Origin of the sequence: Cyanobacterium sp. Dongsha4, assembly GCF_036345015.1 — a bacterium.
In the GTDB taxonomy this organism is placed as follows: Bacteria; Cyanobacteriota; Cyanobacteriia; order Cyanobacteriales; family Cyanobacteriaceae; genus PCC-10605.
On record NZ_CP084098.1, the window covers coordinates 2237786 to 2263354 of the forward strand.

Below are 25569 nucleotides of genomic sequence, written 5' to 3' on the forward strand. Positions count from 1 at the left end.
AATTTATCCCGAACTCAGGTTACATATTACTTCGACTCAAAATATAACTTTGATTTTAAAGGATCTGGAATCATGGTTTTATCACCTTCCTGCCAATCAACGGGACAAACTTCATTATCATGGGAGTGAACGTGTTGAATGGCTTTTAAATTTCTCAACGTCTCATCTACACTCCGTCCACAAGAAAGATTATTAATAGTAATTTGTTGTATATTACCCTCCGTATCAATAATAAATAATCCTCTAGCGGCAACCCCTGCATTTTCATCTAAAACCTCATAGGCTTTACTAATTTCTTTAGATAAATCAGAGATTAAAGGATAATTAATGTCACCTATTCCTCCTTGTTTTCTTTCTGTTTGAATCCATGCTAAATGAGCAAATTCACTATCAACAGAAACCCCTAAAATTTCAGTATTTAAACTGCTAAATTCTTCGTAACGCTCACTAAAAGCAATAATTTCTGTAGGGCAAACAAAGGTAAAATCAAGGGGATAAAAGAATAAAATTACATACTTTCCAAGATAATCAGATAGTTTAACTACTTTAAATTCCTGATCAATAACGGCAGTTGCTGTAAATTCTGGTGCTTTTTGTCCTATTTTTAACATCTTTTATAGGTATTTTTATACATTAATAATATTTAGAAAAACACAGGCAAGATACCTGTTTAACTGCTAATTTTTTATTTTTATTCTTCATTTTTTCCATGACTAATTACTGATATTACTAATAGCTAATTCTTTATCTCCTTCATGGACTGTTTTAACCCATTTTAAACGTTTTTGACGAATGGACATTCTGCCAGTGGTAACAGGCATTACAATAAACCAGTGAGTCATATATATCATGCCTAAGATGCTCTTTTGTATCAATTGTAAGTAATCAGCAAATTTGTATTCTTTCTCTGGATTGGTACGTTTTAAGCCGATAATCATACCCCAAAAGGCGAGAAATAGGGTTAAACTACTCAAGGGCGCAATTAAGGGATAAGTGTGATGGGTAGTAACCATAATTAAATCGGGAATGGCGGCGGTAGGAAAGATATATTGCACCATGAAAAAGTATAGCAAATCGAATTTTTTTTGCCAGTTGAGACGGTTACTGATGATAAAGCGCCAATAGTCAAGATAGCGCTGATAGCCTCCTTCTGCCCAACGACTTCTTTGATGCCAAAGTGCGATCGCACCTTTTACTCCTTCTTCTTCTACAGCAGGATGAGCTAAAATACCTATATCCCAATGATCAAGGTGTAAACGGATAGTTAAATCCAAATCATCGGTGATGGTTTCTTCATTCCAACCGCCACAACTTTCTAAGGCTAATCGACGCACAAATTGCCCATTTCCTCTCAATTCTCCCATGCCACCACAGGCGATTCTCTGTTGTTGAAAGTAGCTATCTAAAGACATTTCCACCGATTGCCCTTTTGTCCAAAAATTATCGTTACTATTAGAAATAGACTTTCTGACTTGAATCGCACCTATTTTTTTCTCTGCAAATAAAGGCACAGTTTTTAAGAGAATATCCCGGGGAATAATCGCATCAGCGTCAAATACCCCGACTATTTGCCCTTTGGTTTGTAAAAATGCCTGATTTAATGCCCCAGATTTGCCTCCTTTAGCGCTAGAGTCACGGTGTAAAACCTTTAATTGGGGATATTCCTGCTTTAATTCTTCTAAAATAATACCAGTGCGATCGCCGCTATTGTCATTAATTACCCAAAAATCGTATAAATGTTGAGGATAATCCACATTTGCCAACATCTTCACTAATTTAGCCACCACTGCTTCCTCATTTTTTGCCGACACCATCAGAGAAACAGAAGGCAATTTTTCTAATTCAGGAGTTTCTACAACAGAAGAAGCCACAAACATTAACCGTAAAGCCTGAATAGTGACAAAAATCCCCAAAATCGCCATAATCCAGATACTCCAAGAAACAAGATGGAGAGTCACCGTCACAATCCAGATAACCCCCAAAGCAAAAGCGGCTTTCTTTCGTCTTCCCGACAATCCTTGAAAAAAGTCACTTCTAAACTCTTCTTCTTCCATTTCTGGATCAGAAAATTCGTCTATAAAGGAAGTTATGGGATCTAATTCTTGATTTTCGTAGTTATCTTGGTGATTATTTGACATCTCTTTTGAGTAAATTGGTTTGTATCTTAGGTTAACTGGCTAGGATAGGGAACAGGGAACAGGGAACAGAAAAGAATGTATAATGAGATCTTAGAATACTCTCCCTACTCCCCACTCCTCACTCCCCTACTTTTAAAAACTCCGAACTCCGAACTAAATATTCTTCATTCTGGCACTAGAGCGCGATCGCACTGAGGGGGTTTTCAAGGGCTGATTACCGCCTTCTGGAGTCTTCTGTTGCTTTGCTTTTGCCGCACTACGTCTTAAAGCCTGTAAACGCTCCTCATATTTCTTCCGTTGACTACGGTTAGGAGTTTGCTCTATTAAAGTTTTAAAAGCACTTCCTAAACTTTGATAGGCATTTTTTAAGGTGTATCCGAAACGAGTGGCAATTTGAATCGCTTTTTCGTCGGCTTCAATAGCTTCTTTTAAGTTTTTCTCCCCATTATTTTTCTGCCAAAGACGATAACCAGAAATACCACACAAAGCCAAAGCTAAAAGTAACAATAAACCATCCTGTACCCATAACTCTCCTACCGCACCGCCTAAACCAATAGCTAAGGCCGCCATTTCCCATCCTTCTCTGGGAATGGTATCATTTTGAATTCGGGCTACTTCATGCCAGAATAAAAGATTACGTTGATCTATCGCTAAATTCTCCCATTTCGCTAAATCAATTTGAATTTCTACCTCATCCTTCCCTAATTCTTCTGTACAAACTAGAGGAGGATTGACTTCTGTAGAGGCTTCAATCATCACCCAACTTTGTAACTCAGGCGGTAGTAAAGTTTTTAACCTTCTCAATTCATTCATTTCAGCCCTTGCGGAGGAAGTTGTATAAGAAGTCATATAAATATTTACTCTCTAAATTATATAATTTTCGATAGACTATGATTTTCGATAGACTATGATCTTAATAACTCAGGGTCAAATTTTAATTATTTTCTGAGATAAGATCAATTTTTATTCTATGCTAGTCCTAATAAAGTTTAATTGCCAATTTTAACATGGAACGTGGTTTACTCTGGTTGCCGTTACTCATACTATTCTTTTGGTTAGCGTGGAGTGGAAAAAAAGAATATGATAAAGTTCAGGCTTATCAAGCATGGGCAGAACAATTTGATAAGTCAAAATACGACATTTATTCAGTATTAGGGAAAAAAGGCGATTTAATCACTATTGGGATACCAACAATTAAGGGTATTAAAGATCAAAAAACCTTTTCTCTACAAAATTTATCCCAACTGAATTTATTAGTCAAAAATCAAGTCGTTGAGATAGATAATCTCCCTGAAAAAGGGGAAGCAACCCTCCAATTTAGTTTAAAGGAAAATGAAACTATTGATGTACCGTTTACCGATATTAATATTGCCAGTCAGTGGTTCAAATATTTAAAAAAATCAATTATTTAACTTCAGAATAATTTATAATCATGGACAGAAGTAAAAAAATCATCGTTATCGGTGCGGGATGGGCAGGTTTAGGAGCAACTTATCACCTTGTTAAACAGGGTTTTGATGTCACTTTACTGGAAGCCTCACCCCATGCTGGAGGGTTAGTAGCAGGTTGGAAAACGGCACAAGGTAAGAGTGTAGAAGCAGGAATACACGGTTTTTGGTATCCCTACCGCAATATTTTCCATCTAGTTAAAGAGTTAAATTTAGAGCCTTTTACCCCCTTTACTCAATCTAATCAATATTCTCCCTATGGCTTGGAAACCACTTCCCCTATTTTTCAAAATCAACCCTATTTACCCTCCCCTTTAGGTACTTTTGTCTATCCTCAATTCCATCGTTTACCATTGTGCGATCGCATCTCTGCGTTACCTTTGATGTATGCAGTAATAGATTTTGATAATTCGGAAGAAGCATGGAGAAGATACGATAAAATCACTGCTAGGGAATTGTTTAGACAATATGGAGTCTCATCCCGTTTATATCACGAATCTTTTGAACCGATGTTATTGGTAGGTTTGTTCGCACCGGGTGAGCAATGTAGTGCGGCGGCGGCGTTGGGGATGTTATATTATTTTATCTTGGCACATCAGCCCGATTTTGATGTGGTTTGGTGTCGTGGTACAGTGGGAGAGAAAATTTTTCAACCCTGGATAGAGGAAATCGAAAAATTAGGGGGAAAAGTCGTCACTAATCAAAGGGTAACGGATATTGTTGTCAATGAGCAAGGATTAGCCACTGGGGTAGTTTGTGGAGATAATTTCTATGAAGCCGATGGTATCATTTCAGGGGTGAGTGTTTCGGGGATCAAAAAAATCGTTAGCAGTAGTAAGTCTCTCAATCGCTATCAGCAGTTTAGAAACCTTAATAACCTAGGTGGCATTGATGTTTTAGCCGTCAGACTGTGGTTTGATAAAAAAGTGAATATTCCCCAACCTTCTAACGCTTGTTTTGGGTTCGATCGCACTACTGGTTGGACATTCTTTGATCTTAATGCTCTTCATGATCAATATCAAGGGGAAAAAGGAAGCGTTGTGGAGGTAGATTTTTACCACGCCAATCAGTTTTTATCCATGACGGATGATGCCATTGTGGAAAGAGTGCATCAATATCTAAAAACCTGCTTACCAGAATTTGGGATGGCAGAAATTATCGATAGTAGCGTCATTAGGATACCCCAAGGAGTGACTCATTTTGCCCCCGGTAGCTATCAACACCTTTTAAAAGTGCAAACAGCTATTCCCAATTTATTTATGAGTGGTGATTGGATTATAACTAATCATGGTTCTTGGTCGCAAGAAAAAGCCTATGTAACTGGTTTAGAAGCGGCAAATAAGGTAATAGAATATTTCCATCAGGGTAAACAAGCTGATATTATCCCTGTTCAAAAAGATGAACCTCATATAGAAATAGCTCGTATAATAAACAAAAACCTACGTCAGGTAGCGGAAGGCTTTTTTCCTAATTTTTCTCTTTAGAAAACTTTATGGCAAATTTATTAAGGTGAATTGCTTAGGTTACAATTTTAAAAGATAGCTTATAATCAATGTTTTATTTATATTTATCATTAGAAACTCTCCAAATATAGCAATGTTTAGTAAAAATAACCCTGATAAAAACCCAATGGCAACCTCTGAAATAGAAAACCTAACTAATGAGAATAATGAGAATTTATTTGATACGGAATTAGAAGAAATCGACTCTCCACCATTGGTTAAATTAGTGGAAAAAATTAGCGGTATTTTATCACCATATTTTATTGTAATAGTTGGCTTATATTTATATGATAATAACTTTTTATTCGGTTCTATTTTAATCTTAATAGGTGTTTTATCTTTACTAAAAATTTCTTATGAAGATGTTTTGGGATGGGTAGAAAAAATTAAGGGGATGTTTAAAAGTTAGTTCTCTGAGTAATTAAAATTATTTTTATTCCCCTGTTTAATTATGTTATGTTGGGCTTTGATTTATTCAACCCAACCTATTTTAAGTTATTCTATTCCACTGAAACTGCGTCCACATCAACAGTTTTTTCTGCTGGTTTTTCTTCTTCTTTTTTCTGACTATTAAACACCATTTGGATAACTTCGATCGCCATTATTGATAATAATAAAAAATCATCAATTTGTCCTGCTAAGGGGAATATATCGGGAGAAATATCAATAGGACTTAAAACATAAATTAATGTGCCGAGAATAATCCAATTACGATATTTAGGGTTACGAATAGCGTTGCTATAAAGACTATAAATTGCTTGGGGGGTAATTTTCATAATTTTTTAAAAGCCAGAAAAATTTTATTTTCATACTTCTATCATATATTAATCTCTAATCAGTTGTACAAAATGCGATCGCTATTAAGCGTATAATTAACTCTTTATAAAGAGTATAAGGAACAAACAAAGAATTTTAGGAATCTTATTATTAATTGTCAGACAAGAATAAAAAAAACATCATGAATATTGCCCTACCTTATTTTAAGAATTTATGGACACATCATAGTAATGTCATTCCGATTTCTGAATCCCAAATAAAGATTAATCAATATTTTGCTGTTAGAAAAGAACAAATATTTCCTCAAAAATTAAAAATAGTTCTTTATTCTCATGACACCATGGGCTTAGGGCATAAAAGAAGAAATCAGTTAATCGCTCAAACTTTAGAAGAATCTGGTATTTCTGGCAATATTTTAATAATTAGTGGTATGGGAGAGGGAAATCAATTTTTTTCTTCTTCTGCTATCGATTACTTAACTCTTCCTGCTTTATATAAGTCTAGTAATGGGCAGTATCAGGCTAGGCATTTTGATATGTCTTTGAAACAAATTACTAAGATGCGATCGCAACTTATTTTAACAGCAATGAAGAATTTTCAACCGGATATTTTTATTGTTGACAATGTGCCTAGGGGTGCAATCAATGAGTTGAATCCCATTCTGAAATATTTAAGGAAAAAGACAAAAACTAAATGTATTCTCGGTTTAAGAGATATTTTAGACGATCCTGATGTCATTAAGAATAGTTGGCAAAAAAATAATTATGAAGATGCTATTCGCAAATATTATGATCAAGTATGGATTTATGGGGATGAGCAAATTTATAACTCGATACAAGAATATACTTTTAGTTCTGATATAGCCAGTAAGTTTCACTATACAGGTTATTTGGATCAAACTGTCCGTATTCAATGGTATCAAAAACAGCATCATAAAACAGATTTACATTTCCCCTCAGAGTCTGTTGCTTTATGTATGGTAGGGGGAGGGCAAGACGGCGGAAATTTAGCTTTAGCTTTTGCTCAAAGTAAGTTACCAAAAAATACTCATGGTATTATTATTACAGGTCCTATGATGCCCTCTTCTGTGCGACAACAAATTCAGAAATATTGTGAAATGCCATCACAAAATGGTGCGGTGCGATCGAATCTGCAGGTGTTAGAATATGTTAATGAACCTACCTTCTTTCTAAAAAAAGCCGATTGGGTAGTGTCAATGGGAGGATATAATAGCACCTGCGAAATACTTTCTTTTCAAAAACGGGCTTTAATAGTGCCACGAATTACCCCTCGCAAAGAACAATTAATTAGGACAGAAATACTAAACAAACTAGGTTTTGTCGATATGTTGCACCCCCAAGAATTGAGTGCCGATGCCTTAAGTCAATGGTTTAGGCAAGAGAAAAACCACCATCAGCAAACAGTAAATATAGATTTAGACGGCTTAAAAAGAATTCCTCAATTAATCACTGAAATGGTCAAAAATAACAAAAATTCCGCCAAAATTTTCTTAAAAACCTGAATTAATAACTCCCTGAAAGTTACAATTAATCAAAAATATATTAAATTCAGCGATGAAAAAAACTATAGTTATTACAGGAGTTAGCAAAGGTTTAGGACGAGCTTTAAGTGAAAAGTTTATTAGTCTGGGTCATAATATCATAGGTTGTTCCCGCTCTCAAAATTCCATCAAAGATTTACAACACAAATATCCTCAACATCATTTTAGTAGCCTTGATGTCTCTGATGATGAACAAGTAAAAATATGGATTCAATCTTTTCCTGATATTCCCGATTTAGTGATTAATAATGCGGCGGTAATTAATTATCCTGCCCCCCTATGGGAAATTAGTGCCGAAGATTTCTCTTATTTAATTGATGTTAACATCAAAGGAACAGCAAATGTTATTCGTCATGTTCTCCCCGTAATGATGAAGAGGAAGCAGGGTATCATTGTTAATATTAGCTCAGGTTGGGGGCGATCGACCTCTCCTGAAGTAGCTCCCTATTGTGCCTCAAAATGGGCTATAGAAGGATTAACCCAAGCATTAGCCCAAGAATTACCTTCTGGTATCGCAACCATTGCCCTTAACCCCGGTATTATTCATACCCAGATGTTAGATATTTGTTTTGGGGATGAAGCTCAATATTATACTCCCATCAATCAATGGGTAGAAAAAGCTGTACCCTTTTTGCTGAAATTATCTACGAAAAATAATGGACAATCTTTGACTATATCTTAATTGAAATTATTAGACATAGTGTATAGTAATTTTTGTTATGCAGAGGTACAAGGCTTATTATTATCAGGGAATAGGGAATAGGCAATGGGCAATAGTAAATAGTATCAAAAACTATACCTTATATTTTTTTTGGCTCTTCTACAATGGTTATGATACATTAAGGCTTTTATCTTTAAATCTGGAAAATGAAACAGCCATGTAAAATAGCTTACATCCTAAAACGTTATCCCCGTTACTCAGAAACCTTTATCGTTAATGAAATCTTAGCCCATGAATCCGCAGGTTTAGCCATCGATATTTTCGCTTTGCGCCCTCCTACCGATACTCATTTTCAAAATATTATTTCCCAAGTTAGGGCTTCTGTTACCTATATCCAGAAACCAACTCAAGGCAGAAAAAGTAATTTTCTTAATACCCTTTCCCCCACTCCCGCCAGTTACTTTTGGGCAGAATTACAAGAAACCGCTCAAATAATACCCGATATTTGGCAAAAACTCCCCTTAGCCACAGGAGAAAGGGCAAGTGTTGTCTATCAAGCATTATGGTTAGCCAGAGAAGTGCGTCAGAGAAATATTACCCATTTACACGCTCATTTTGCCTCGGTTGCCACTAGCGTCACTCGTCTAGCCTCTCATTTTACTGATATTCCCTACAGTTTTACTGCCCACGCTAAAGATATTTACCATAAAAGTGTTGACTTTAACGATCTCCATAATAAAATCAGAGATAGTAAAATTACTATTACCGTAAGTGACTATAACCGTCAATATTTGCAGGAAAACTACGGAAAAGTAGCTCAATCAGTTAAAAGAATTTACAATGGTATTGATTTGGCTAAATTTACCTATCTTTCCCCCGAAAATCGTCCATCAAAAATAATTTCAGTGGGGCGTTTAGTCGAAAAAAAAGGATTATCAATCTTAATTAAGGCTTGTGATTTACTTAAACAATGGGGATGTGATTTTTCCTGTCAAATAGTGGGGGGTGGAGAGTTAGAGACATCCCTAAAAAATCAGATAGAGGAACTAAATTTATCAGATAAAGTCATTTTAATCGGTTCACGCCCTCAAAATGAAGTTTGTGAATTAGTACAAAATTCCGCAGTATTTGCCGCCCCTTATATTGTTGCCAAAGATGGTAATAGAGACGGTTTACCAACGGTGTTATTGGAAGCAATGGCATTAGGCACTCCCTGTATCGGTACAGATGTAACTGGTATCCCTGAACTAATCAAAGATGGAAAAACTGGTTTGATTGTACCTCAAGAAGATGAAAAGGCTTTAGCAGAAGCATTAAAACAACTTCTCTACAAATCCGATTTAAGGGTGAAATTAGCTCAATCAGCAAGGCATTTACTCGAATCAGAATTTGATATTCACAAAAATACTGCTTTATTGAGGAATATATTTTAGGGGTTTAGGGGATTGGGGTGATTGGGAGATGAGGAGAAAGGAAGAGATGAGTTAGAGGTTAGAAATTAGGAATTTTTAATTATCAACTATTCATTATTCACTACAACAGGGGGTTTAATTTGAAAGTTGCTTATGTCTGTGCTGATGTGGGTATTCCCGTATTTGGGCAAAAAGGATGTGCAATTCATGTACAAGAAATAATCCGCTCATTATTGGCGAAAAATATCGAAGTTTCCCTATTTACTCCTCGTTTAGGGGAAAAAATCCCCCATGATTTTGAAAAGGTTAACATTTATCCTCTTCCTCCTATTCCAAAGGTAGAAAAGGGTGAAAGGGAAAAAATGGCTTTAAGTATTAATTCTGATTTAGATTCCTTATTAACTTTAACTCAACCTTTTGATTTTATTTATGAGCGTTATTCGTTGTGGAGTTATGCAGGAATAGAGTTTGCCCAACAAAGACATATTCCCAGTATTTTAGAAGTTAATGCTCCTTTGATTATAGAACAAGATCAACATCGGGGTTTGGTTCATCGTCAGAAGGCAGAAAAAATTGCTCAAAGGGTATTTGAATTGGCAACTATCATTATTGCTGTGTCAAAAGAAATTAAAAGTTATGTTAGTCAATATGTGAGCAATCCAGAGAAAATTAAAGTTATTCCTAATGGAGTTAATGCTCAAAGATTTTCTGATGATGTCATTAAAAATAGCCATAAAAAGTCTAATTATCCTTTTACTGTGGGTTTTGTGGGTTCTTTGAAGCCTTGGCATGGTTTACCAATATTAATCGACAGTTTTGCTCGTTTTAATCGAGATTATCCTGAAAGTCGTCTTTTAATTGTGGGAGATGGCACGGAAAAAGATTTTTTAGTGGAGAATGTTAAGCAACGTCAATTACAATCTGTGGTGCAATTCGTGGGGGCGGTATCTCCCGACATGATTCCTTATTGGTTAGGGAAAATGGATGTAGGTATTGCGCCTTATCCTTCTTTAGATAATTTTTATTTTTCTCCTCTCAAAGTTTATGAGTATATGGCGGCAGGTTTACCTGTCATTGCGAGTAATATTGGGCAAATTAAGGAATTGATAGAGGATGGGGTTGATGGTTTACTGTGTGAGGCTGGAGATAGTTTTGCTTTAACTAATGCTTTAATAACTTTAGCTCGATCGCATCTTCTTCGTGATAAACTAGGTACATCTGCTAGAGCAAAGATTTTAAGTCATTATACATGGGATAAAGTCGCCGATAAAATTTTAGCCTGTGTCGCAGAATCTAGTTTAAGGATAAAGGAGGGTAATTCATGACATCCGCAAAATCCTTAACAAAAACTCTGCCCATTCTCTCAGAATTATTAAGCTATTTTTCGCCCTATCTACATCAACAAAAGTGGTTAGTGATTATAACCTTTATCGCTATCGTGGCAGAAGTTGGGTTAAGAGTTTTAGAGCCTTTACCCTTAAAATTTATATTTGACTACGTTTTAGGAGATACTCCCACTCCCCTTATTCTGAATCAAATTTCACCTCTTTCTCTATTAACCTTAAGCAGTCTTTCTATTTTACTGATTACCTCTTTGAGAGCTTTTGCAGGGTACTGGAGTACTGTAGTTTCTGCGATGGTTAGTAGTAGGGTAATGACACAGGTAAGGGATGATTTGTATTGCCATCTACAACAACTTTCTCTCAATTATCACAACCAAGCCAAAAGTGGAGATTTAATCATCCGAGTTAGCAGTGATGCTAGTCGGTTACAAGAGATTTTATTAACAGCTACTTTACCCCTGATAATCAGTAGTTTAACCTTAGTGGCAACCGTTGGGGCAATGTTGTGGATTGATGTTAAGTTGACTTTACTGTCTTTATTGACAGTACCTTTGTTCGTATTAGCTGGAAATCTTCTTAGTTCTAAGATACAAGAATCTTCTCTTAATCAACGAAAAAAAGAGGGGTTAGTTGCTTCAACGGCGGCGGAGTCGATGATGGCAATTAAACTGATTCAATCCCTATCCTTGGAAAATGCCTTTGCTCAAATATTTTTTCATCAAAATCAGGCTAGTTTAACAAAAAAAGTTGAAACTCAACGTTTATCCGCTTCTTTAGAAAGGATTGTCGATATGATAATTGCTTTGGGTATTGCTTTGGTTTTATGGTATGGTTCTTATTTAGTATTGCAAGATAATTTGACGGCAGGAGATGTAATTGTTTTTTTTACCTATCTCAAAAATGCTTTTAAACCAATCCAAAATTTTGCTAAATATACTGGGCGTTTAGCTAAGGCTTCGGCTTCTGGAGAAAGAATTTTAAATATTTTCAAGGAAACTCCCGAAATTCGAGATTTACCCCATACTATCAATGCTTCTCCTCTACAAAGGGAAATAACTTTCAAAAATCTTAGTTTTACTTATCCCTCAGGGAAACAAACCCTTAATAATATTAATTTAACGATAAAAGCAGAGCAATTTGTTATGATTACGGGGATTTCTGGGGGCGGAAAATCTACTTTGATGAGTTTATTATTACGTCTTTATGAGCCCACTTCAGGGGCAATTTTAGTTGATGGTAAGGATATTAGAAATTATACTCTTAAATCGTGGCGATCGCAAATTAGTGTAGTTTTACAAGAAAGTCTGTTGTTTGGAGCGACTATCAGAGAAAATATTGCTTACGGGGTGAAGAATGTCACTGATGAGGAAATTGTTGAAGCTACCAAATTAGCCAATATTCACGACTTTATCTCCAATTTACCCCAAGGATACGATACCATGATTGGAGAAAGAGGTACAACCCTTTCAGGAGGGCAAAGACAGCGAATTGCGATCGCACGGGCGGCTATTCGACAAACTCCCATCTTAATTTTAGACGAACCAACCACAGGACTCGATCGTCAAAATGAAGAAATTGTTATGGAATCCCTACAAAAATTAGCTCAAAATCGCACTACTTTTTTAATTACCCATGATTTATCTTTAGCAGAAAAAGCCGATTTAATTCTTTATTTAAACAATGGTAAAGTAGAAACTTTATCTAATTGTGAACATCTAAATAAATTAGTTAAATTGTAATATTATTCAAAAAAATCAAGAAAAATAATGAATTGTATTATTATTAATAATTATCAAATTAATCCAGAAGATAAACTAAATAACTATATTAAAGATGCCATTAATCCTCACAAAGTTATCAAAACTTTTAACGAAAATATCTCAATTATTCAAGAAGATAATTATAAATTAACTCAAATTAAATTAATTCGTTATAGACAACAAAAACGCTGTTTAATTGAATATCATTTTCAAAGCAAGAATAATTTGATTTTAATAGGAAAAATTAAAGCAAAAAAAACAGATTTTCATAGTTTTCAATTACAAGAAAAACTGTGGCAAAATGGCTTTGATGAAAATAGCCAAGATAATATTTCTGTCCCTAAAGCTGTTGGTATAATTCCTAAATGGCAAATGTGGTTACAAAAAAAAGTATCGGGGCAAATACTAAGTAAATATTTAACAAAAAATCAACCCATTAATATTTATCAAAAAGTTGCTCATATTGCTGATAAACTGCACCAAATAAATATTCCTACTAATCGCACTCATACTATTAAAGATGAATTAAATATTTTGCATGAAAAATTACCATTACTAACTAAAGATTATCCTCATTGGCAAAAAAGAATTGAAAACTTACTCAATCAATGTGATATTTTAGCATCAAAAGTAATAGAAATAGAATTATGTGGTATTCATAGGGATTTTTATTTTGATCAGATTATTATTGATAACAACCGTTTTTATTTATTAGATTTAGACTTATATTGTCGAGGAAATCCTTGTTTAGATATTGGCAATTTTATCGGTCATATTAGCGAATATAGCCTACGTCAACTTGAGGATATATCAGCATTAAAACATCAAGAATTAGCTTTAAAAAATGAATTTATAAACATTCATACGAAAGAAAAACAGGATTCTCTATCACTATGGGAGTTAAAAGACTTAAAAACTATGATTGAAAATAATATTGATATTTATACTCTATTAACTTTAGTGCGTCATATTTATCTTAGTACTCAATTTAATGAACGTCATACTTATACAAAAACTCTATTTAATTTCTGTGAAGAAAAAATAAAATTGGCTCTCTCATATTGAGTATGAAAAAAAAGAAAAATTTTGAAGTTTTAATTATTAACCATTAATGTTTGAGAAGTTTTTAAAGAATTTATATTCTTATTTCCTGTGCAGAAAAGCACTGTTTTTATCTCTGCAATTAATAGCTTTACTAACTCCTCAATAGCTTCTTCTGAAGTAATAGCGGTTTTCAGAAAAGGATAAGCCAAACCCACCATATCTGCACCTAAAGCCAACATTTTTGCCACTTCTAAACCATTACGAATTCCCCCCGAAGCGATTAGGGGTATCTCAGGATATTTTTGCCGAATATCTTTAACACAATCAGCAGTGGGAATTCCCCAATTAGCAAAGGTTTTACCCAATTCTCTCTGAAGAGGATTTTTTGCTCTTTCACTCTCTACCATTGCCCATGATGTGCCACCCATACCAGCTACGTCAATAGCTTTAACACCAACATTAATAAATTTTTCTGCCATTTTTGCCGATATACCGTTACCTACTTCTTTGGCAATAACCGGTATAGATAATTTATCACACACTTGCTCAATCTTTTTCAATAAGTCTTTGAAATTGGTATCCCCTTCAGGTTGGATACATTCTTGTAAAGGATTAAAATGGAGAATTAATGCGTCTGCTTCTAAAATATCGACTAATTTTAAGCATTCTTCCCAACCATAACCATAATTAAGTTGAACCGCTCCTAAATTAGCTAATAATATTATATTTGGAGCATAGTCACGCACTTGAAAAGTAGGAGCAATTTCTGGTTTTTCAATGATAACACGTCCTGAACCGATCCCCATTGGTAAACCATATTTTTGGGCAATCCTCGCCAATCGTTGGTTTATTAATTGGGCGTTTTCCGTGCCTCCTGTCATAGAAGAAATTAGCAAAGGAGTATTTAATTGACGGTTTAAAAAAGTGGTACTAATATCGATTTCTTGATAGTTTAATTCTGGTAAACAAACATGGGTAAATTGATATTTTTCTAAGCCGTTAGTAATTTGGTTTACTTGTACTTTTTCATCTAAACAAATGCGAATATGATCATCTTTTCGGCTTTGAGTTTCTGTTAAATTCACCATAATAAACCTGATTAAATATAAAAATAAAATTTTTCTGATAATGTATTTTGACTTTCATTGCCATAATTAGTCACAGTACCTTTTAAGGTTTTGCCATCAATAGCAATATAATCTTATATGTATTTGTGGTTACAAAAAGAATCAATAAATAACCCTCTTTTGTCAAACTCCGCAAACACTTATAATTTATAGATTCTGGAACTATGGCATATCAATTGATCGATACAATCTTTAATATTATAAAATCAATCAAAACTTTAAATTGGTAAATTTTACTCTGTAACATACTTTTATCATTAGTTACCAAGGTGTTTGAAAATATTTAATAATAGTTAAAGTTGGAAACTGACAAAAGAGGGATAATCGCTCAAGCAGGTTATGAAGTGACAGGAGTTGATGATTCTCCCTCTGGAATTAAGTTTGCTCAACAGACTTACGGTAATTGCCAGTTTATTCAAGAAAGTACATACGATATTTCTCCTGAAAAATTAGGTAAAAAATTTGATGTTATAATTGCGATCGATGTGATTGAGCATTTATTTTATCCCAAAGAATTAGCTAAAGTTGCGAAAAAGTGTTTAAATCCCGACGGATATTTGATTGTAACGACACCTTACAACGGCTATTGGAAGAATTTAGCCCTTTCAATCATGGGAAAATGGGATCAACATTTAACGGTTTTATGGGATGGTGGACATATTAAGTTTTTTTCCATAGCTACTTTGACAGAATTATTAAAGTCTCAAGGTTTTAGCAATATTAACTTCAAATTTGCGGGAAGATTACCTTTTCTTTGGAAAGACATGATATGTTATAGCCATATTTAAACTCTATAAACTGCTTTTTTCAAATATTCTCCTAATCGAACTGGAGTAAAATAATTGAGTAGGCATTGTCGATATAAAGGTAACTATCTATGACCCTAACTACCTATAAATGGACAACAGAAACTTATCATCAAGCCCTTGATAGTGGCATCTTTAATGGTGAAGCGGTAGAGTTATTGCGGGGAGAAATAATTATTATGTCACCAGAAAGAGAACCTCATGCCTATTATAATAGCGAAGTTGCTGACTATCTCCGCAGTTTATTGGGAAATCGAGTTAAAATCAGAGATGCGAAACCTATCACACTACCTCATAATTCCGAACCAGAGCCAGATATTGCTATAGTTAAACCGCTAGGTAAAGAATACTTAAAACACCATCCCTATCCTGAAGATATTTTCTGGATTATCGAATTTTCTCAAGCAACCCTCAGTAAAGATTTGAATGAAAAAAAAGACATTTATGCTGAAGCTGGTATTAGAGAATATTGGGTGGTAGATTTAAAAAATCTACAGCTAAAAGTATTTAGAGATTTAGTTAATAGTCATTACACATCAGAATTAACCATGAAAACTGGTCAAATTTCACCTCTTTCTTTCCCTGAAGTCAAGATAAATATTCCACAACTAATTGCGTAATAATCTATTACTATTTAATTACTGTAAAACTATTTATTAATCATTAATAAAAATCTATGACAGCAGTTATCACTAAACCGAGAGGGGAAAATATAGTTAAGTTAAATTCAGTTAGTTGGGAGACTTTTAATCGCCTTCTCAATGAATTGGGTGATAAAAGAAATCAACGTTTAACTTACCATGATCATATTTTAGAAATTATGAGTCCATTAGGAAAACACGAAAATAATAACCGTTTTATTGATGATCTTATTCGTGCGATCGCAGATGAATTAGGATTAAATCTCAAAAAATTCGGCTCACTCACTCTAAAATCTGAGCAATTTCAACAAGCAGTAGAGCCTGATTCTTGTTATTATTTACAAAATGAACCAAAGGTAAGAAATAAGCAACAAATTGATTTAACCATCGATCCTCCCCCTGATTTAGTATTAGAAATAGATATAACGAGCGGTTCATTACATAAATTACCTATTTATGCTAACTTAGGCATACCAGAAATATGGCGTTATGATGGGGAAAAATTAACTGTTTTTATCCTTGAAAAAGAGACAAATAATCACCGAGAGCTTGAGGAAAGTTTAGCCTTTCCCTTTATCAATATAGACTTGATTCCTAAGTTAATTCAACAAAGTTTAATCGATGGAGAAACAGCAGTTTTAAGAGCTTTTAGAAAGTATATTAAAAATATATAAATATTAACTAATAAAATAATATGATAAATACTTTAACAGAATCAAAACAAATATTAAATAAAGATAAAGTATTAAGGGAATTCGTCTGAGCAGTTCTTTTACAACAGTTACTTCTGAGGTTTTTTTCCTTCAAAACTGCGATAATCAATAATAAAGATTCTTTTATAACTCATGAATGAAGATAATTTTTTTGATATTTATCACCATAGTTTAAATAAACATAAAGAGGAATTATGTGGGGATAAAGTCAAATTTACTAAAGGAGAATCTAAAAGTACTATTGTTCTTTCTGATGGTTTAGGAAGTGGTGTTAAAGCAAATATATTAGCAACTCTTACTACGGAGATGTTAATTACTATGCTTGATGCAGATTTGCCCTTAAAAGAAGTAATAGAAACCATTGCGGGGACTTTGCCGCGGTGTCAGATGCGAAATATTGCTTATGCCACTTTCACTATTATTACAATTAATCATCATGACAATAAATTTGAGGTAATTAACTTTGATAATCCCCCTATTTTTCTTCTGAAAAAGGGCAGAATAGAAAAACTTATTCCGACAACGGAAGTGATTTTAGATAAAAAAATTAACTATTATCAAGGAATATTAGAAAGGGGCGATTTTTTAGGAGCAATTAGCGATGGTATTTTGTATGCTGGATTAGGTAATACCATGAATTTTGGTTGGGGATGGGATAATATTGCCAAGTTTTTAGAAAGTGTTTTTCTGACAAAAGCTAGTAATTCTCGTAAAATTATTGAACAGGTGGTTCAAGAAACTAAAAAACTCTACTGTAATCATATCGGTGATGATGCAACTTTTGTAGGTGTGTATGTACGCAAACCTAAGCCTTTAATGATATTTACAGGGCCTCCTTTAGATCCTAGCAAAGATGAAGATTATGCGGAACAATTATTGAGTTTTGCTGGACGTAAAATTATTTGCGGTGGTACAACAGGTAATATTGTTGCTAATTATATGGCAGAAACTATTGATATAGATATTGCTACGATGACAAAAGAGCTACCTCCCATTGGTAAATTGAAAGAAATTGATTTAGTCACGGAGGGAATTTTAACTATTTCTAAAGCGAAAGAGTTGTTAAACCGTTGTCAATTTGATGTTAGTAGATTACCAACGGTGCGTAATAGTGCGGTATTATTAGCCAAGGAAATTTTAGAGGCTGATTCTATTTATTTTTTAGTGGGACAACAAATTAATGAATTTTATCAGAATCCTCTTTTACCTAAAAATATTTCTATTCGTCGTAGTTTAATTGAGGAATTAGTGCAGTTATTAAGGGAAAATCAAAAAAAAGTTATTCTTGAATATTGTTAAGTTATGACATAAGTTTTTTACACTAAATTAAAAATGATTGAAATCGAGAAAAAATCAACTTTAGTTATTGGTTATGGTAATTCCTTACGCAGTGATGATGGTATAGGACAAAAAATTGCGATCGCACTTTCTCAATTGAATTTAAAGAATTTAACCGCTATTGCCACTCACCAATTGACACCAGAATTAGTAGAGAAAATTATTCAATTTGAACAAATAATCTTTATTGATGCTCAGATAAATAGTGAAAAGATAAAAATAAATAAAATAGAAAATATAAACTCTTATACTCAACAAAATTGGACTCATCATCTCAATCCTATTTCATTAATTAATTTAACCAACAACTTATATAATAAATTCCCTCAAGGATGGTTAATTACTATTCCTATTAAAAATACTAATTTTGGTGAACAAATATCTCCAGAAGTAAAAATAATGGCGGAAAATATTATTAATAATATTGGCAAAAATTTTCTTAATTAATCATCTTTGATTAAAGAATAGCAAGACTCTTTTAATAAAGGTAAAGTTTGCCCTGAAACAGAATAAACTAGGGCTTCTCGATAAACTCTATTGGCAGGATTATAGTCTATATTAGCTGTTCCTTTTGATGTTATGATAGATGCGATCGCACTTTTGTGAGCTAAATTAATAGCTTCTACTCTCAACTTTAATTTTTCTGCAAAACTAACATTGTTATCAATCATAGCTGTTAACATTTTGTCTTGCAAATTTTCTACTTGATTTTTTAATTCAAAATAAGTTTCTTTGATTTCTTGATAATCTAATTTGACTAAATTTTCCTCCATAATTCTCAAACTAGCAAAAGTACAACCCAAAGGAAAAAAGCCATGATGTAAAATATTTTCTTGGTCTTTCAGATGAATATTATTGCTAGGTTTAATTGTAACAATATCTTCTTTTCTCAACAAATAATTATTTAATTTACCCGTGACAGTATTAGTGCTTGTCATCGCACATAATTGTAAAGGTTTACTTAATTCTAAATATGAATTTTGATGGTGAAAAGGAATGATACCATAAAGTTCTTGACCATCGGGTAAAGTTGCCCCGATAATAAAATGAGAGAATATATCATAACCAGTAATCCAAGGAATAAACCCATTTAATTCATATCCTTTTTCTGTGACAGTAGCAGTTACTAAAGCCTTTTCTTTTATTCTTAGATGAGAAAAACCCACTCCATAAAAATAATTTTCTTTTCCTATTTTAGTTAAATATTTTTCTTTCAAAATCTCATTATCACTACTGTTCAAAAATGCGATCGCACTTTGATGTTGAGTTTGTAAAAAAGCAAATGCCCCAGAATATTTTGCCATCATAATTTGCCATGAATAAAAACCTAAATTGCTCATAGCTAAACCTTGCCATTGAGAATCTATTTTCAGTCTTAAGAAAGAAGAATCTATAGTATTAAAATCATAAAAATAAGTTTTCAATAATTGGCTATCCTTATCTAAAATATTCCCTTGAGGTAAGATATTTTGTTCTAAATAAGCCTCTGCTTTATCAATAGTCTTCAATTCCGTTAAAGACAAATTTACTTTTTTGTTTTTTTCAGAATTTCTACAATTGATTAACTGTAGCTTTTTGTTGAACTTTCCCTTAAGTTGTGCTTTTTTTTCTTTAACTAAATTAATGTCATCTGAAGTGATATTATTTGCTTCGATAATAGCCTCTATAACTTCATAAACATCCGCTATTTCTTCTATTAAATCTTCCTTCTTATCTGTGGCAAAAACTTCTTTAGCTTCTTCAATTAACTTCCGTTTCAATTCTTGCTTATACTCATCATTATTTAATATTGTTAGTTGATAGTTTAAATTATTTTTATCAAGAAAATCAGGTATATTATCTCTAATTAATTTAGAATATTTACTCATAAAATATAGATTCCTAAAAATTCAAACAATAAATATTAGGCTATGATTTTTAGTTTAAATCGGTAATGAGGAATAGGCAATCAGCAATGGTAATAATATTTGAATATTAAGGCGTGTCATCAATTAAGCCCCTCTAAATATATATTTGTTGTTCTAGCCATAAAGATCATTAAAAATCATCAAGCCTGAAACCTTTTAGTTGAAACCTTCCTAAACTCCATATTCTTGCAAAAAAATTGAGGCGATACCTACTATGTGCCTGAAACCCCTATTTGTTAACAATACTTTAGCAAAATGATTTCGAGGTCGTGCATTTGATAGTATTTGAAGATAGAACCTAATTATAATGTTTAATTATAAGTAACTAAAAGCCCCATATGTCCATGAGCGATTTTGACACCACTATTTATAAATGTATCATTAGCACTCCTGCCGATAAAACCCCTTATATCCCTTTTAAAACCCCAGAAGAAACAAAAGGTAAATTACCTAACAAATATGCCCTAGTAAATCCATTAGAACTAAATTCCCTCACCCCTTATATAACAATTAATAATCGTCAATATTTTGCTTTAGAAGTTATCGATATAAATCCCGAACAAAAAAGCATATTAGATGAAAATTTGGAAAAAATAGAAGATTTTGAGAAGGATAATTTAAAAAAAGTAGGTATTCCCGACTTAGCTTTTGTTTATCTTACCCTAACCGAATATAATCCCACCGTACCTGAACTTTTAGATGCTTGGCAAGATTCCGAATTTGATCAGGAAGTGGTAATTGTCACCAACAATCAAATATTTAAAACCCTGACAGAATATTGGGAAAATAACACCCCTGATAAAGCAACTATATTAGGTTATTTACAAACCATGACTAAGTTATGGAGAACTCTTGGTAAACTTAATTGTCGCTCTACACTACTACATATCAATAATCTAAAAATTGATTTTAATCAAACACTCTTAATAGAGCATATATACCAAGACCCTGAGAATGATCCTCCGTTATTGAGGGAATTAGTAGAAACATGGGCTAATTTAATTGCTGATTTCGGTGGAGATTATGAGTCATTAATTACAGATTTAATGATCAAAATTGAGTCAGGAGAGGTAGAAAATGCGAAACAATTACGCTCTGAAATAGAGTTGCTAATTCAACAAACAGAAATTGAATCATTATTAGAAGAGGAAGATTTAAGTTTTCTCAATGAGAGTGATGAGTTAAACACCATTGCTGAGTCATTTGGAGATGATGATTTATCTTCTGAATCTCAAGCTACACAAATTAACAGTGATGGAGATGACCAACCTACTTTAGTTTTGCCGATGCGTTTATTGAGCGTTAAAGAAGTGGGATTGACGGATATTGGTCGTCGTCGGGGACATAATGAAGACTATTTTGCGATGGATACAACAATCAAAAAGTCTGAAAGCTCTCGTGGTACTTATGTTTCTGCAAAAGGACTCTTTTTAGTTTGTGATGGTATGGGAGGTCATGCAGGAGGTGAAGTTGCAAGTGCTACGGCAGTCAAGTGTTTATCAGAGTATTTCCAGCAAAATTGGGACGACGAATTGCCTTCTGCTCAAACCATTCGGGAAGGAATTTTAAGTGCGAATGAAACGATTTATTCTCTTAACAAGGATAAAGGACAAGTCGGTGCTGGTAGAATGGGAACAACTCTCACTTTAACTTTAGTGCAAGACACAAAAGCTGCGATCGCACACGTGGGAGATAGTCGAATTTATCGAGTTACCCGTAAATGGGGTTTAGAGTTACTGACTGTAGATCATTGTGTTGCTCAAGCAGAAATCAGACAAGGAGTTGATCCAGAAATTGCCTATGCGCGCCCCGATGCTTACCAATTAACCCAAGCCCTAGGCCCCAGAGACAATAGCTTTGTTAATCCAGACATCAGATTTTTAGACATTAAAGAGGATACCTTATTTTTAATGTGTTCCGATGGTTTATATGACAATGATTTATTTGAAAGTAACTGGGAAAAAATCCTTTTACCCTTAATTAGTTCCAAGGCTAGTTTAGAAGAAGGAGTTGCCCACATAATTGACCTTGGCAACCAAGTAAATGGTCATGATAATCTAACTTGTGTTTTAGTGCGCATTAAAGTACAACCTAATTTAGATGGGCAAAGTGGATTTTTTTAATCTCAGTTCGGTTTAAGCACATCGGATAAGGGAAGTGGGGCTTAGGGTTTTGGGGTATTAGGGGGAAACGAGTTAGGAGTTAGGAGTTAGGAGTTAGGAGTTATTAATTATCAACTATTTACCTTTGCCCTTTGCCATTTTTACTTTGCTCTTCTGAAATCGATTCACCGTAACACTATTCAGCAAACATATATTAATCAGAAATTAGGCATTAGGAACTAAGTTTTTGATCAAATTCTTTCTTTATGACCAATAAAAAAAATATTAGCTCAATATCAACAGTAGAGTTGAGTAAATTAATTCACAGCAAGGAAATTTCTCCCTTAGAAATTCTTGAATTTTACGCTCCACAAATAGAAGAAAAAAACCCAAAACTAGGGGCTTTTACTTATTTAAACTTAGATTTAGCCTACAAAGAAGCCAAAGAAAAAACTGAAATCTTAGCTCAAGTTGACGATACCTCTTGCTTACCCTTTTTTTTTGGTATTCCCACCGCTATTAAAGATTTATACCCTGTTAAAGGTATGCCAACAAGTTATGGTAATGGTTTTGTTAAAGACCAAATTGCAGATTATGATTGTAGTGTCACAGGTAAAATAAAGGAAGCAGGGTTTATTATTGTAGGCAAAACTGCAACTTCTGAGTTAGGTTCACTACCTTACACAGAATCTATTGGTTTACCTCCTTGTCGCAACCCTCATAACCTTGACTATACAGCCGGAGGATCAAGTGGGGGAGGGGCTTCCGCAGTGGCGGGGGGGTTATTGCCCATCGCTCCGGGTTCTGATGGAGGAGGTTCTGTGAGAGGACCTGCTTTTTGTTGTGGTTTAGTGGGTTTAAAGCCCAGTCGAGGACGAGTTTCTAATGCTCCTGTGGGAGATTATCAAGGAGGAATTGCAACTCATGGTTGTTTAAGTCGTACGGTGGCAGACAGTGCTGCTTTATTAGATGCGATCGCAGGTTATATTACGGGTGATCCTTATTGGCTACCAAATCCTGAGACTTCGTTTCTTTCCGCTTTAACACAAGAAACAGGTAAGTTAAAAATTGCTTTTGCTACTTCTGTATTACCGGCTGGAGAAGTTGACCCCATTTTAAAAACTCAAGTAGATGCGATCGCACTTTGTTTACAAGAAATGGGTCATGAGTTAGTAGAGGCTTGTCCAGATTTTACAACCTTGGTTGAACCCTTTAAAATCATTTGGCAATCGGGCATTACGGCGGCAGGATTCCCAGAGCAAATCCTCAATCCGATGAATCAGTGGTTAAAACAAAACTCCCCTGATTTAGGCACTTACTTAAGGGCAGTTCATCAGATGCAAGTTATTTCTCGACAGATAGTCGGCTTTTTTGACCATTTTGATTTATTGCTTTTACCTACTTATATGTCACCACCAATCAAAATCGGTGCATGGGCAGATTTACCTGCCGAAAAAACCCTAGAAAAGATTATTCACTGGATCAATCCCTGTCCTCCTTTTAATGCGACAGGACAACCTGCGATCGCACTTCCTACAGGATTTACAGAAGATAATTTACCCATCGGAGTGCAACTAATCGGGAAACCAGCAGATGAAAAAACCCTCTTACAAATAGCCTATCAACTGGAGACAAGAAACAAACTGAGTTCAAAGTTAGGGTAAAGATAAAGGCAATTAACAAGCAATTAACAATTAGTGATTAAGACAAGAGAACGGATAAACCTCTCTGTATCTTCCCTTAAAAAGGTCAAAGGGCAAGGGAAGGGGCAAAGGTAAATAGTTGATAATTAAAAGGTGACAGGTTTCAGGTTTCAGGTTTCAGGTTTCAGGTGTTAGATGTTAGAAAATTTCCGAATTTTTAATTCTCCCTACTCCCTACTCCCCACTCCCCTACTTTTATAAAACCCCTAACTCCTAACTCGTTTCCCCCTAATACCCCAAAACCCTAAGCCTCCACTTCCCTTATACCCTGATACCTGTACCCTCTTTCTAAACTCCGAACCCCTAATTAACTGGCAACGATATACTCTTTGACACTACTTCTTTTTTTGCGTAAATGAGCTAATGCCTGTTGCTCCAACTGACGTACTCTTTCACGACTAATATTCATTCTTTGTCCAATTTTTGCCAGAGATAATTCCTTACCATCTTCTAAGCCAAATCTGAGTCTGACTACTTGCTGTTGTTGAGGAGTTAATTCCCCCAACAGTTTTTGTAAGTCCTGACGCATCAACTCTTGAGTAATATAATTATCTGGAGATACTCCTTCATCTTCTAAAAGCTCTGATAACTCGGTATCTTGGTTATCTCCCACTTTGACATCTAAAGAGATGGGTTGACGAGCAATACTGAAATACTCCCTAATCTGAGCTGGTTCTAACTGCAAAGCCTCTGCTATTTCATTGGGGCTAGGACTTCTACCCAATTTTTGAGATAATTCTCTCTGAGTTTTTTTAATTTTATTCAGTTTTTCTGTGATATGAATAGGAAGACGAATAGTTCTAGCCTGTTGTGCGATCGCACGAGTAATCGCTTGACGAATCCACCAGTAAGCATAAGTAGAGAATTTAAAACCTTTGGTGGGGTCAAATTTTTCCACCCCTCTTTCTAGCCCAAGACTACCCTCTTGAATTAGATCTAAAAACTCCATATTACGCTTTTGATATTTTTTTGCGATCGCCACTACAAGCCGTAAATTAGCTTCGATCATTTTCTGTTTTGCCCGTTTGCCCTGATGAATTATTTTTTTCACCTCATTGGGGGTTTTATCTGCCTTCTGAGCCCATTCTTCCAGGGTTATTTCTCGACCCAACTTTTTTTCTAAGCTCTCTTTCACATCGTAGAGAGACATCATGTGTTGCACCTGTTTCCCAAAAACAATTTCTTGCTCATGACTTAAAAGAGGAACTTTCCCAATTTCTTGCAGATAGGTACGTACCATATCTACGGTATTCACTCTTCTTTTATCAACATCATTAATATTTGCAGTAACTTTAGCATTGGACATAGGGCTTTTTCTCTCCTAACTTTCAGCTCAATGTAGTTTTTCTGGGCAGGACTTTTCCAACCTTTTAATAATAATGCTAGTTTTAATGGCTTAAACTATTTTTTTAACATTATTGTACTTTCTATATAGACGTTTATTTATTTACAAAAGTTCACTTTTACAAAAATATTTTTAAATTAAAGCACCAAATCAATTTAAGCTATCGACTATTATGAATAGTGTTAATTTTCTTAACAAAAATAACTAGATTGCGCGCCTTGCTTCTATGATGACAGATTTA

23 protein-coding genes are annotated in these 25569 nt (G+C 34.2%); 16 read left to right on the forward strand and 7 right to left on the reverse strand.

From position 1 onward, the window contains the following. Window positions 1–26: 26 nt before the first annotated feature. The 3 genes from Dongsha4_RS09730 to Dongsha4_RS09740 all read right to left on the reverse strand — a co-directional run bounded on the left by Dongsha4_RS09730 (window position 27) and on the right by Dongsha4_RS09740 (window position 2987). Window positions 27–611, reverse strand: coding sequence for a peroxiredoxin (locus Dongsha4_RS09730; protein WP_330202210.1), 585 nt, complete (start codon window positions 609–611; stop codon window positions 27–29). Between the two features lie 102 nt (window positions 612–713). Further along, entirely contained in the window at window positions 714–2138 is a 1425-nt protein-coding gene (locus Dongsha4_RS09735; RefSeq protein ID WP_330202211.1) for a glycosyltransferase family 2 protein, read from the reverse strand. Window positions 2139–2291: 153 nt separating this feature from the next. Next, window positions 2292–2987, reverse strand: a complete 696-nt coding sequence (locus Dongsha4_RS09740; RefSeq protein ID WP_330202212.1) for a DUF3318 domain-containing protein — start codon at window positions 2985–2987, stop codon at window positions 2292–2294. Between the two features lie 158 nt (window positions 2988–3145). Here Dongsha4_RS09740 and Dongsha4_RS09745 point away from each other — a divergent pair, with 158 nt between their 5' ends. The 3 genes from Dongsha4_RS09745 (at window position 3146) to Dongsha4_RS09755 (ending at window position 5497) form a co-directional block, all read left to right on the forward strand. Next, window positions 3146–3550 (forward strand): hypothetical protein, encoded by a 405-nt coding sequence (locus Dongsha4_RS09745; RefSeq protein ID WP_330202213.1) that lies wholly within the window; start codon window positions 3146–3148, stop codon window positions 3548–3550. A 20-nt stretch (window positions 3551–3570) separates the two neighbouring features. Continuing rightward, window positions 3571–5070, forward strand: a complete 1500-nt coding sequence (locus tag Dongsha4_RS09750; protein ID WP_330202214.1) for a hydroxysqualene dehydroxylase — start codon at window positions 3571–3573, stop codon at window positions 5068–5070. Between the two features lie 112 nt (window positions 5071–5182). Next, window positions 5183–5497, forward strand: coding sequence for a hypothetical protein (locus Dongsha4_RS09755; protein ID WP_330202215.1), 315 nt, complete (start codon window positions 5183–5185; stop codon window positions 5495–5497). Between the two features lie 91 nt (window positions 5498–5588). Here Dongsha4_RS09755 and Dongsha4_RS09760 read toward each other — a convergent pair whose 3' ends face one another. Next, entirely contained in the window at window positions 5589–5864 is a 276-nt protein-coding gene (locus Dongsha4_RS09760) for a YkvA family protein (RefSeq protein WP_330202216.1), read from the reverse strand. Window positions 5865–6046: 182 nt separating this feature from the next. Between Dongsha4_RS09760 and Dongsha4_RS09765 the strand changes: the two genes are divergently transcribed. From Dongsha4_RS09765 to Dongsha4_RS09790, 6 genes are all read left to right on the forward strand, one after another. After that, window positions 6047–7387 carry a glycosyltransferase family protein gene (locus tag Dongsha4_RS09765; protein WP_330202217.1) on the forward strand — a complete coding sequence of 447 codons (1341 nt, stop codon included), beginning with the start codon at window positions 6047–6049 and terminating at the stop codon, window positions 7385–7387. Window positions 7388–7439: 52 nt separating this feature from the next. Continuing rightward, entirely contained in the window at window positions 7440–8108 is a 669-nt protein-coding gene (locus Dongsha4_RS09770; protein ID WP_330202218.1) for an SDR family oxidoreductase, read from the forward strand. A gap of 185 nt (window positions 8109–8293) precedes the next feature. Next, a complete protein-coding gene (locus tag Dongsha4_RS09775) occupies window positions 8294–9520 on the forward strand; it encodes a glycosyltransferase (protein WP_330202219.1) in 1227 nt (408 codons plus the stop codon). A gap of 119 nt (window positions 9521–9639) precedes the next feature. Continuing rightward, window positions 9640–10824: a glycosyltransferase family 4 protein gene (locus tag Dongsha4_RS09780; RefSeq protein ID WP_330202220.1), complete on the forward strand. Its 1185-nt coding sequence runs from the start codon at window positions 9640–9642 to the stop codon at window positions 10822–10824. After that, the gene (locus Dongsha4_RS09785) at window positions 10821–12581 is read left to right on the forward strand and encodes an ABC transporter ATP-binding protein (protein WP_330202221.1); all 1761 of its coding nucleotides are present in this window, start codon (window positions 10821–10823) and stop codon (window positions 12579–12581) included. The genes Dongsha4_RS09780 and Dongsha4_RS09785 overlap by 4 nt, the downstream gene beginning before the upstream one ends. A 27-nt stretch (window positions 12582–12608) precedes the next feature. Further along, window positions 12609–13667, forward strand: coding sequence for a phosphotransferase (locus tag Dongsha4_RS09790; protein ID WP_330202222.1), 1059 nt, complete (start codon window positions 12609–12611; stop codon window positions 13665–13667). A 29-nt stretch (window positions 13668–13696) separates the two neighbouring features. On the opposite strand, the gene fni is transcribed toward Dongsha4_RS09790, so the two are convergent. Continuing rightward, on the reverse strand, window positions 13697–14734 hold the full coding sequence (gene fni, locus Dongsha4_RS09795) for a type 2 isopentenyl-diphosphate Delta-isomerase (RefSeq protein WP_330202223.1): 1038 nt from the start codon (window positions 14732–14734) through the stop codon (window positions 13697–13699). 338 nt (window positions 14735–15072) lie between these two features. On the opposite strand from fni, the gene Dongsha4_RS09800 reads away from it, so the two are divergent. The 5 genes from Dongsha4_RS09800 (at window position 15073) to Dongsha4_RS09820 (ending at window position 18718) form a co-directional block, all read left to right on the forward strand. Beyond that, window positions 15073–15561, forward strand: coding sequence for a class I SAM-dependent methyltransferase (locus Dongsha4_RS09800; RefSeq protein WP_330202224.1), 489 nt, complete (start codon window positions 15073–15075; stop codon window positions 15559–15561). Window positions 15562–15650: 89 nt separating this feature from the next. Further along, window positions 15651–16199, forward strand: coding sequence for a Uma2 family endonuclease (locus tag Dongsha4_RS09805; RefSeq protein ID WP_330202225.1), 549 nt, complete (start codon window positions 15651–15653; stop codon window positions 16197–16199). Window positions 16200–16255: 56 nt separating this feature from the next. Continuing rightward, window positions 16256–16894: a Uma2 family endonuclease gene (locus Dongsha4_RS09810; protein ID WP_330202226.1), complete on the forward strand. Its 639-nt coding sequence runs from the start codon at window positions 16256–16258 to the stop codon at window positions 16892–16894. Window positions 16895–17065: 171 nt separating this feature from the next. Then, window positions 17066–18232 (forward strand): SpoIIE family protein phosphatase, encoded by a 1167-nt coding sequence (locus tag Dongsha4_RS09815; RefSeq protein WP_330202227.1) that lies wholly within the window; start codon window positions 17066–17068, stop codon window positions 18230–18232. A 33-nt stretch (window positions 18233–18265) separates the two neighbouring features. Next, window positions 18266–18718, forward strand: coding sequence for a hydrogenase maturation protease (locus Dongsha4_RS09820; protein ID WP_330202228.1), 453 nt, complete (start codon window positions 18266–18268; stop codon window positions 18716–18718). Here the strand turns inward: Dongsha4_RS09820 and Dongsha4_RS09825 are convergent. Further along, window positions 18715–20139, reverse strand: a complete 1425-nt coding sequence (locus Dongsha4_RS09825; RefSeq protein ID WP_330202229.1) for a nucleoside triphosphate pyrophosphohydrolase — start codon at window positions 20137–20139, stop codon at window positions 18715–18717. The two genes, Dongsha4_RS09820 and Dongsha4_RS09825, sit on opposite strands and share 4 nt — an antisense overlap. A gap of 383 nt (window positions 20140–20522) precedes the next feature. On the opposite strand from Dongsha4_RS09825, the gene Dongsha4_RS09830 reads away from it, so the two are divergent. After that, window positions 20523–22301: a serine/threonine phosphatase gene (locus Dongsha4_RS09830; RefSeq protein ID WP_330202230.1), complete on the forward strand. Its 1779-nt coding sequence runs from the start codon at window positions 20523–20525 to the stop codon at window positions 22299–22301. A 245-nt stretch (window positions 22302–22546) separates the two neighbouring features. Further along, window positions 22547–23944: an amidase gene (locus Dongsha4_RS09835; protein WP_330202231.1), complete on the forward strand. Its 1398-nt coding sequence runs from the start codon at window positions 22547–22549 to the stop codon at window positions 23942–23944. Between the two features lie 346 nt (window positions 23945–24290). On the opposite strand, the gene Dongsha4_RS09840 is transcribed toward Dongsha4_RS09835, so the two are convergent. Then, window positions 24291–25289, reverse strand: coding sequence for an RNA polymerase sigma factor, RpoD/SigA family (locus tag Dongsha4_RS09840; RefSeq protein ID WP_330202232.1), 999 nt, complete (start codon window positions 25287–25289; stop codon window positions 24291–24293). Between the last annotated feature and the right edge of the window lie 280 nt (window positions 25290–25569).

Bases quoted from the DNA above. Each gene is read 5' to 3' on its own strand.
- Dongsha4_RS09730 (WP_330202210.1), bottom strand. From the start codon at position 611: ATGTTAAAAATAGGACAAAAAGCACCAGAATTTACAGCAACTGCCGTT.
- Dongsha4_RS09735 (WP_330202211.1), bottom strand. From the start codon at position 2,138: ATGTCAAATAATCACCAAGATAACTACGAAAATCAAGAATTAGATCCC.
- Dongsha4_RS09740 (WP_330202212.1), bottom strand. From the start codon at position 2,987: ATGACTTCTTATACAACTTCCTCCGCAAGGGCTGAAATGAATGAATTG.
- Dongsha4_RS09745 (WP_330202213.1), top strand. From the start codon at position 3,146: ATGGAACGTGGTTTACTCTGGTTGCCGTTACTCATACTATTCTTTTGG.
- Dongsha4_RS09750 (WP_330202214.1), top strand. From the start codon at position 3,571: ATGGACAGAAGTAAAAAAATCATCGTTATCGGTGCGGGATGGGCAGGT.
- Dongsha4_RS09755 (WP_330202215.1), top strand. From the start codon at position 5,183: ATGTTTAGTAAAAATAACCCTGATAAAAACCCAATGGCAACCTCTGAA.
- Dongsha4_RS09760 (WP_330202216.1), bottom strand. From the start codon at position 5,864: ATGAAAATTACCCCCCAAGCAATTTATAGTCTTTATAGCAACGCTATT.
- Dongsha4_RS09765 (WP_330202217.1), top strand. From the start codon at position 6,047: ATGAATATTGCCCTACCTTATTTTAAGAATTTATGGACACATCATAGT.
- Dongsha4_RS09770 (WP_330202218.1), top strand. From the start codon at position 7,440: ATGAAAAAAACTATAGTTATTACAGGAGTTAGCAAAGGTTTAGGACGA.
- Dongsha4_RS09775 (WP_330202219.1), top strand. From the start codon at position 8,294: ATGAAACAGCCATGTAAAATAGCTTACATCCTAAAACGTTATCCCCGT.
- Dongsha4_RS09785 (WP_330202221.1), top strand. From the start codon at position 10,821: ATGACATCCGCAAAATCCTTAACAAAAACTCTGCCCATTCTCTCAGAA.
- Dongsha4_RS09790 (WP_330202222.1), top strand. From the start codon at position 12,609: ATGAATTGTATTATTATTAATAATTATCAAATTAATCCAGAAGATAAA.
- fni (WP_330202223.1), bottom strand. From the start codon at position 14,734: ATGGTGAATTTAACAGAAACTCAAAGCCGAAAAGATGATCATATTCGC.
- Dongsha4_RS09805 (WP_330202225.1), top strand. From the start codon at position 15,651: ATGACCCTAACTACCTATAAATGGACAACAGAAACTTATCATCAAGCC.
- Dongsha4_RS09810 (WP_330202226.1), top strand. From the start codon at position 16,256: ATGACAGCAGTTATCACTAAACCGAGAGGGGAAAATATAGTTAAGTTA.
- Dongsha4_RS09815 (WP_330202227.1), top strand. From the start codon at position 17,066: ATGAATGAAGATAATTTTTTTGATATTTATCACCATAGTTTAAATAAA.
- Dongsha4_RS09820 (WP_330202228.1), top strand. From the start codon at position 18,266: ATGATTGAAATCGAGAAAAAATCAACTTTAGTTATTGGTTATGGTAAT.
- Dongsha4_RS09825 (WP_330202229.1), bottom strand. From the start codon at position 20,139: ATGAGTAAATATTCTAAATTAATTAGAGATAATATACCTGATTTTCTT.
- Dongsha4_RS09830 (WP_330202230.1), top strand. From the start codon at position 20,523: ATGAGCGATTTTGACACCACTATTTATAAATGTATCATTAGCACTCCT.
- Dongsha4_RS09835 (WP_330202231.1), top strand. From the start codon at position 22,547: ATGACCAATAAAAAAAATATTAGCTCAATATCAACAGTAGAGTTGAGT.
- Dongsha4_RS09840 (WP_330202232.1), bottom strand. From the start codon at position 25,289: ATGTCCAATGCTAAAGTTACTGCAAATATTAATGATGTTGATAAAAGA.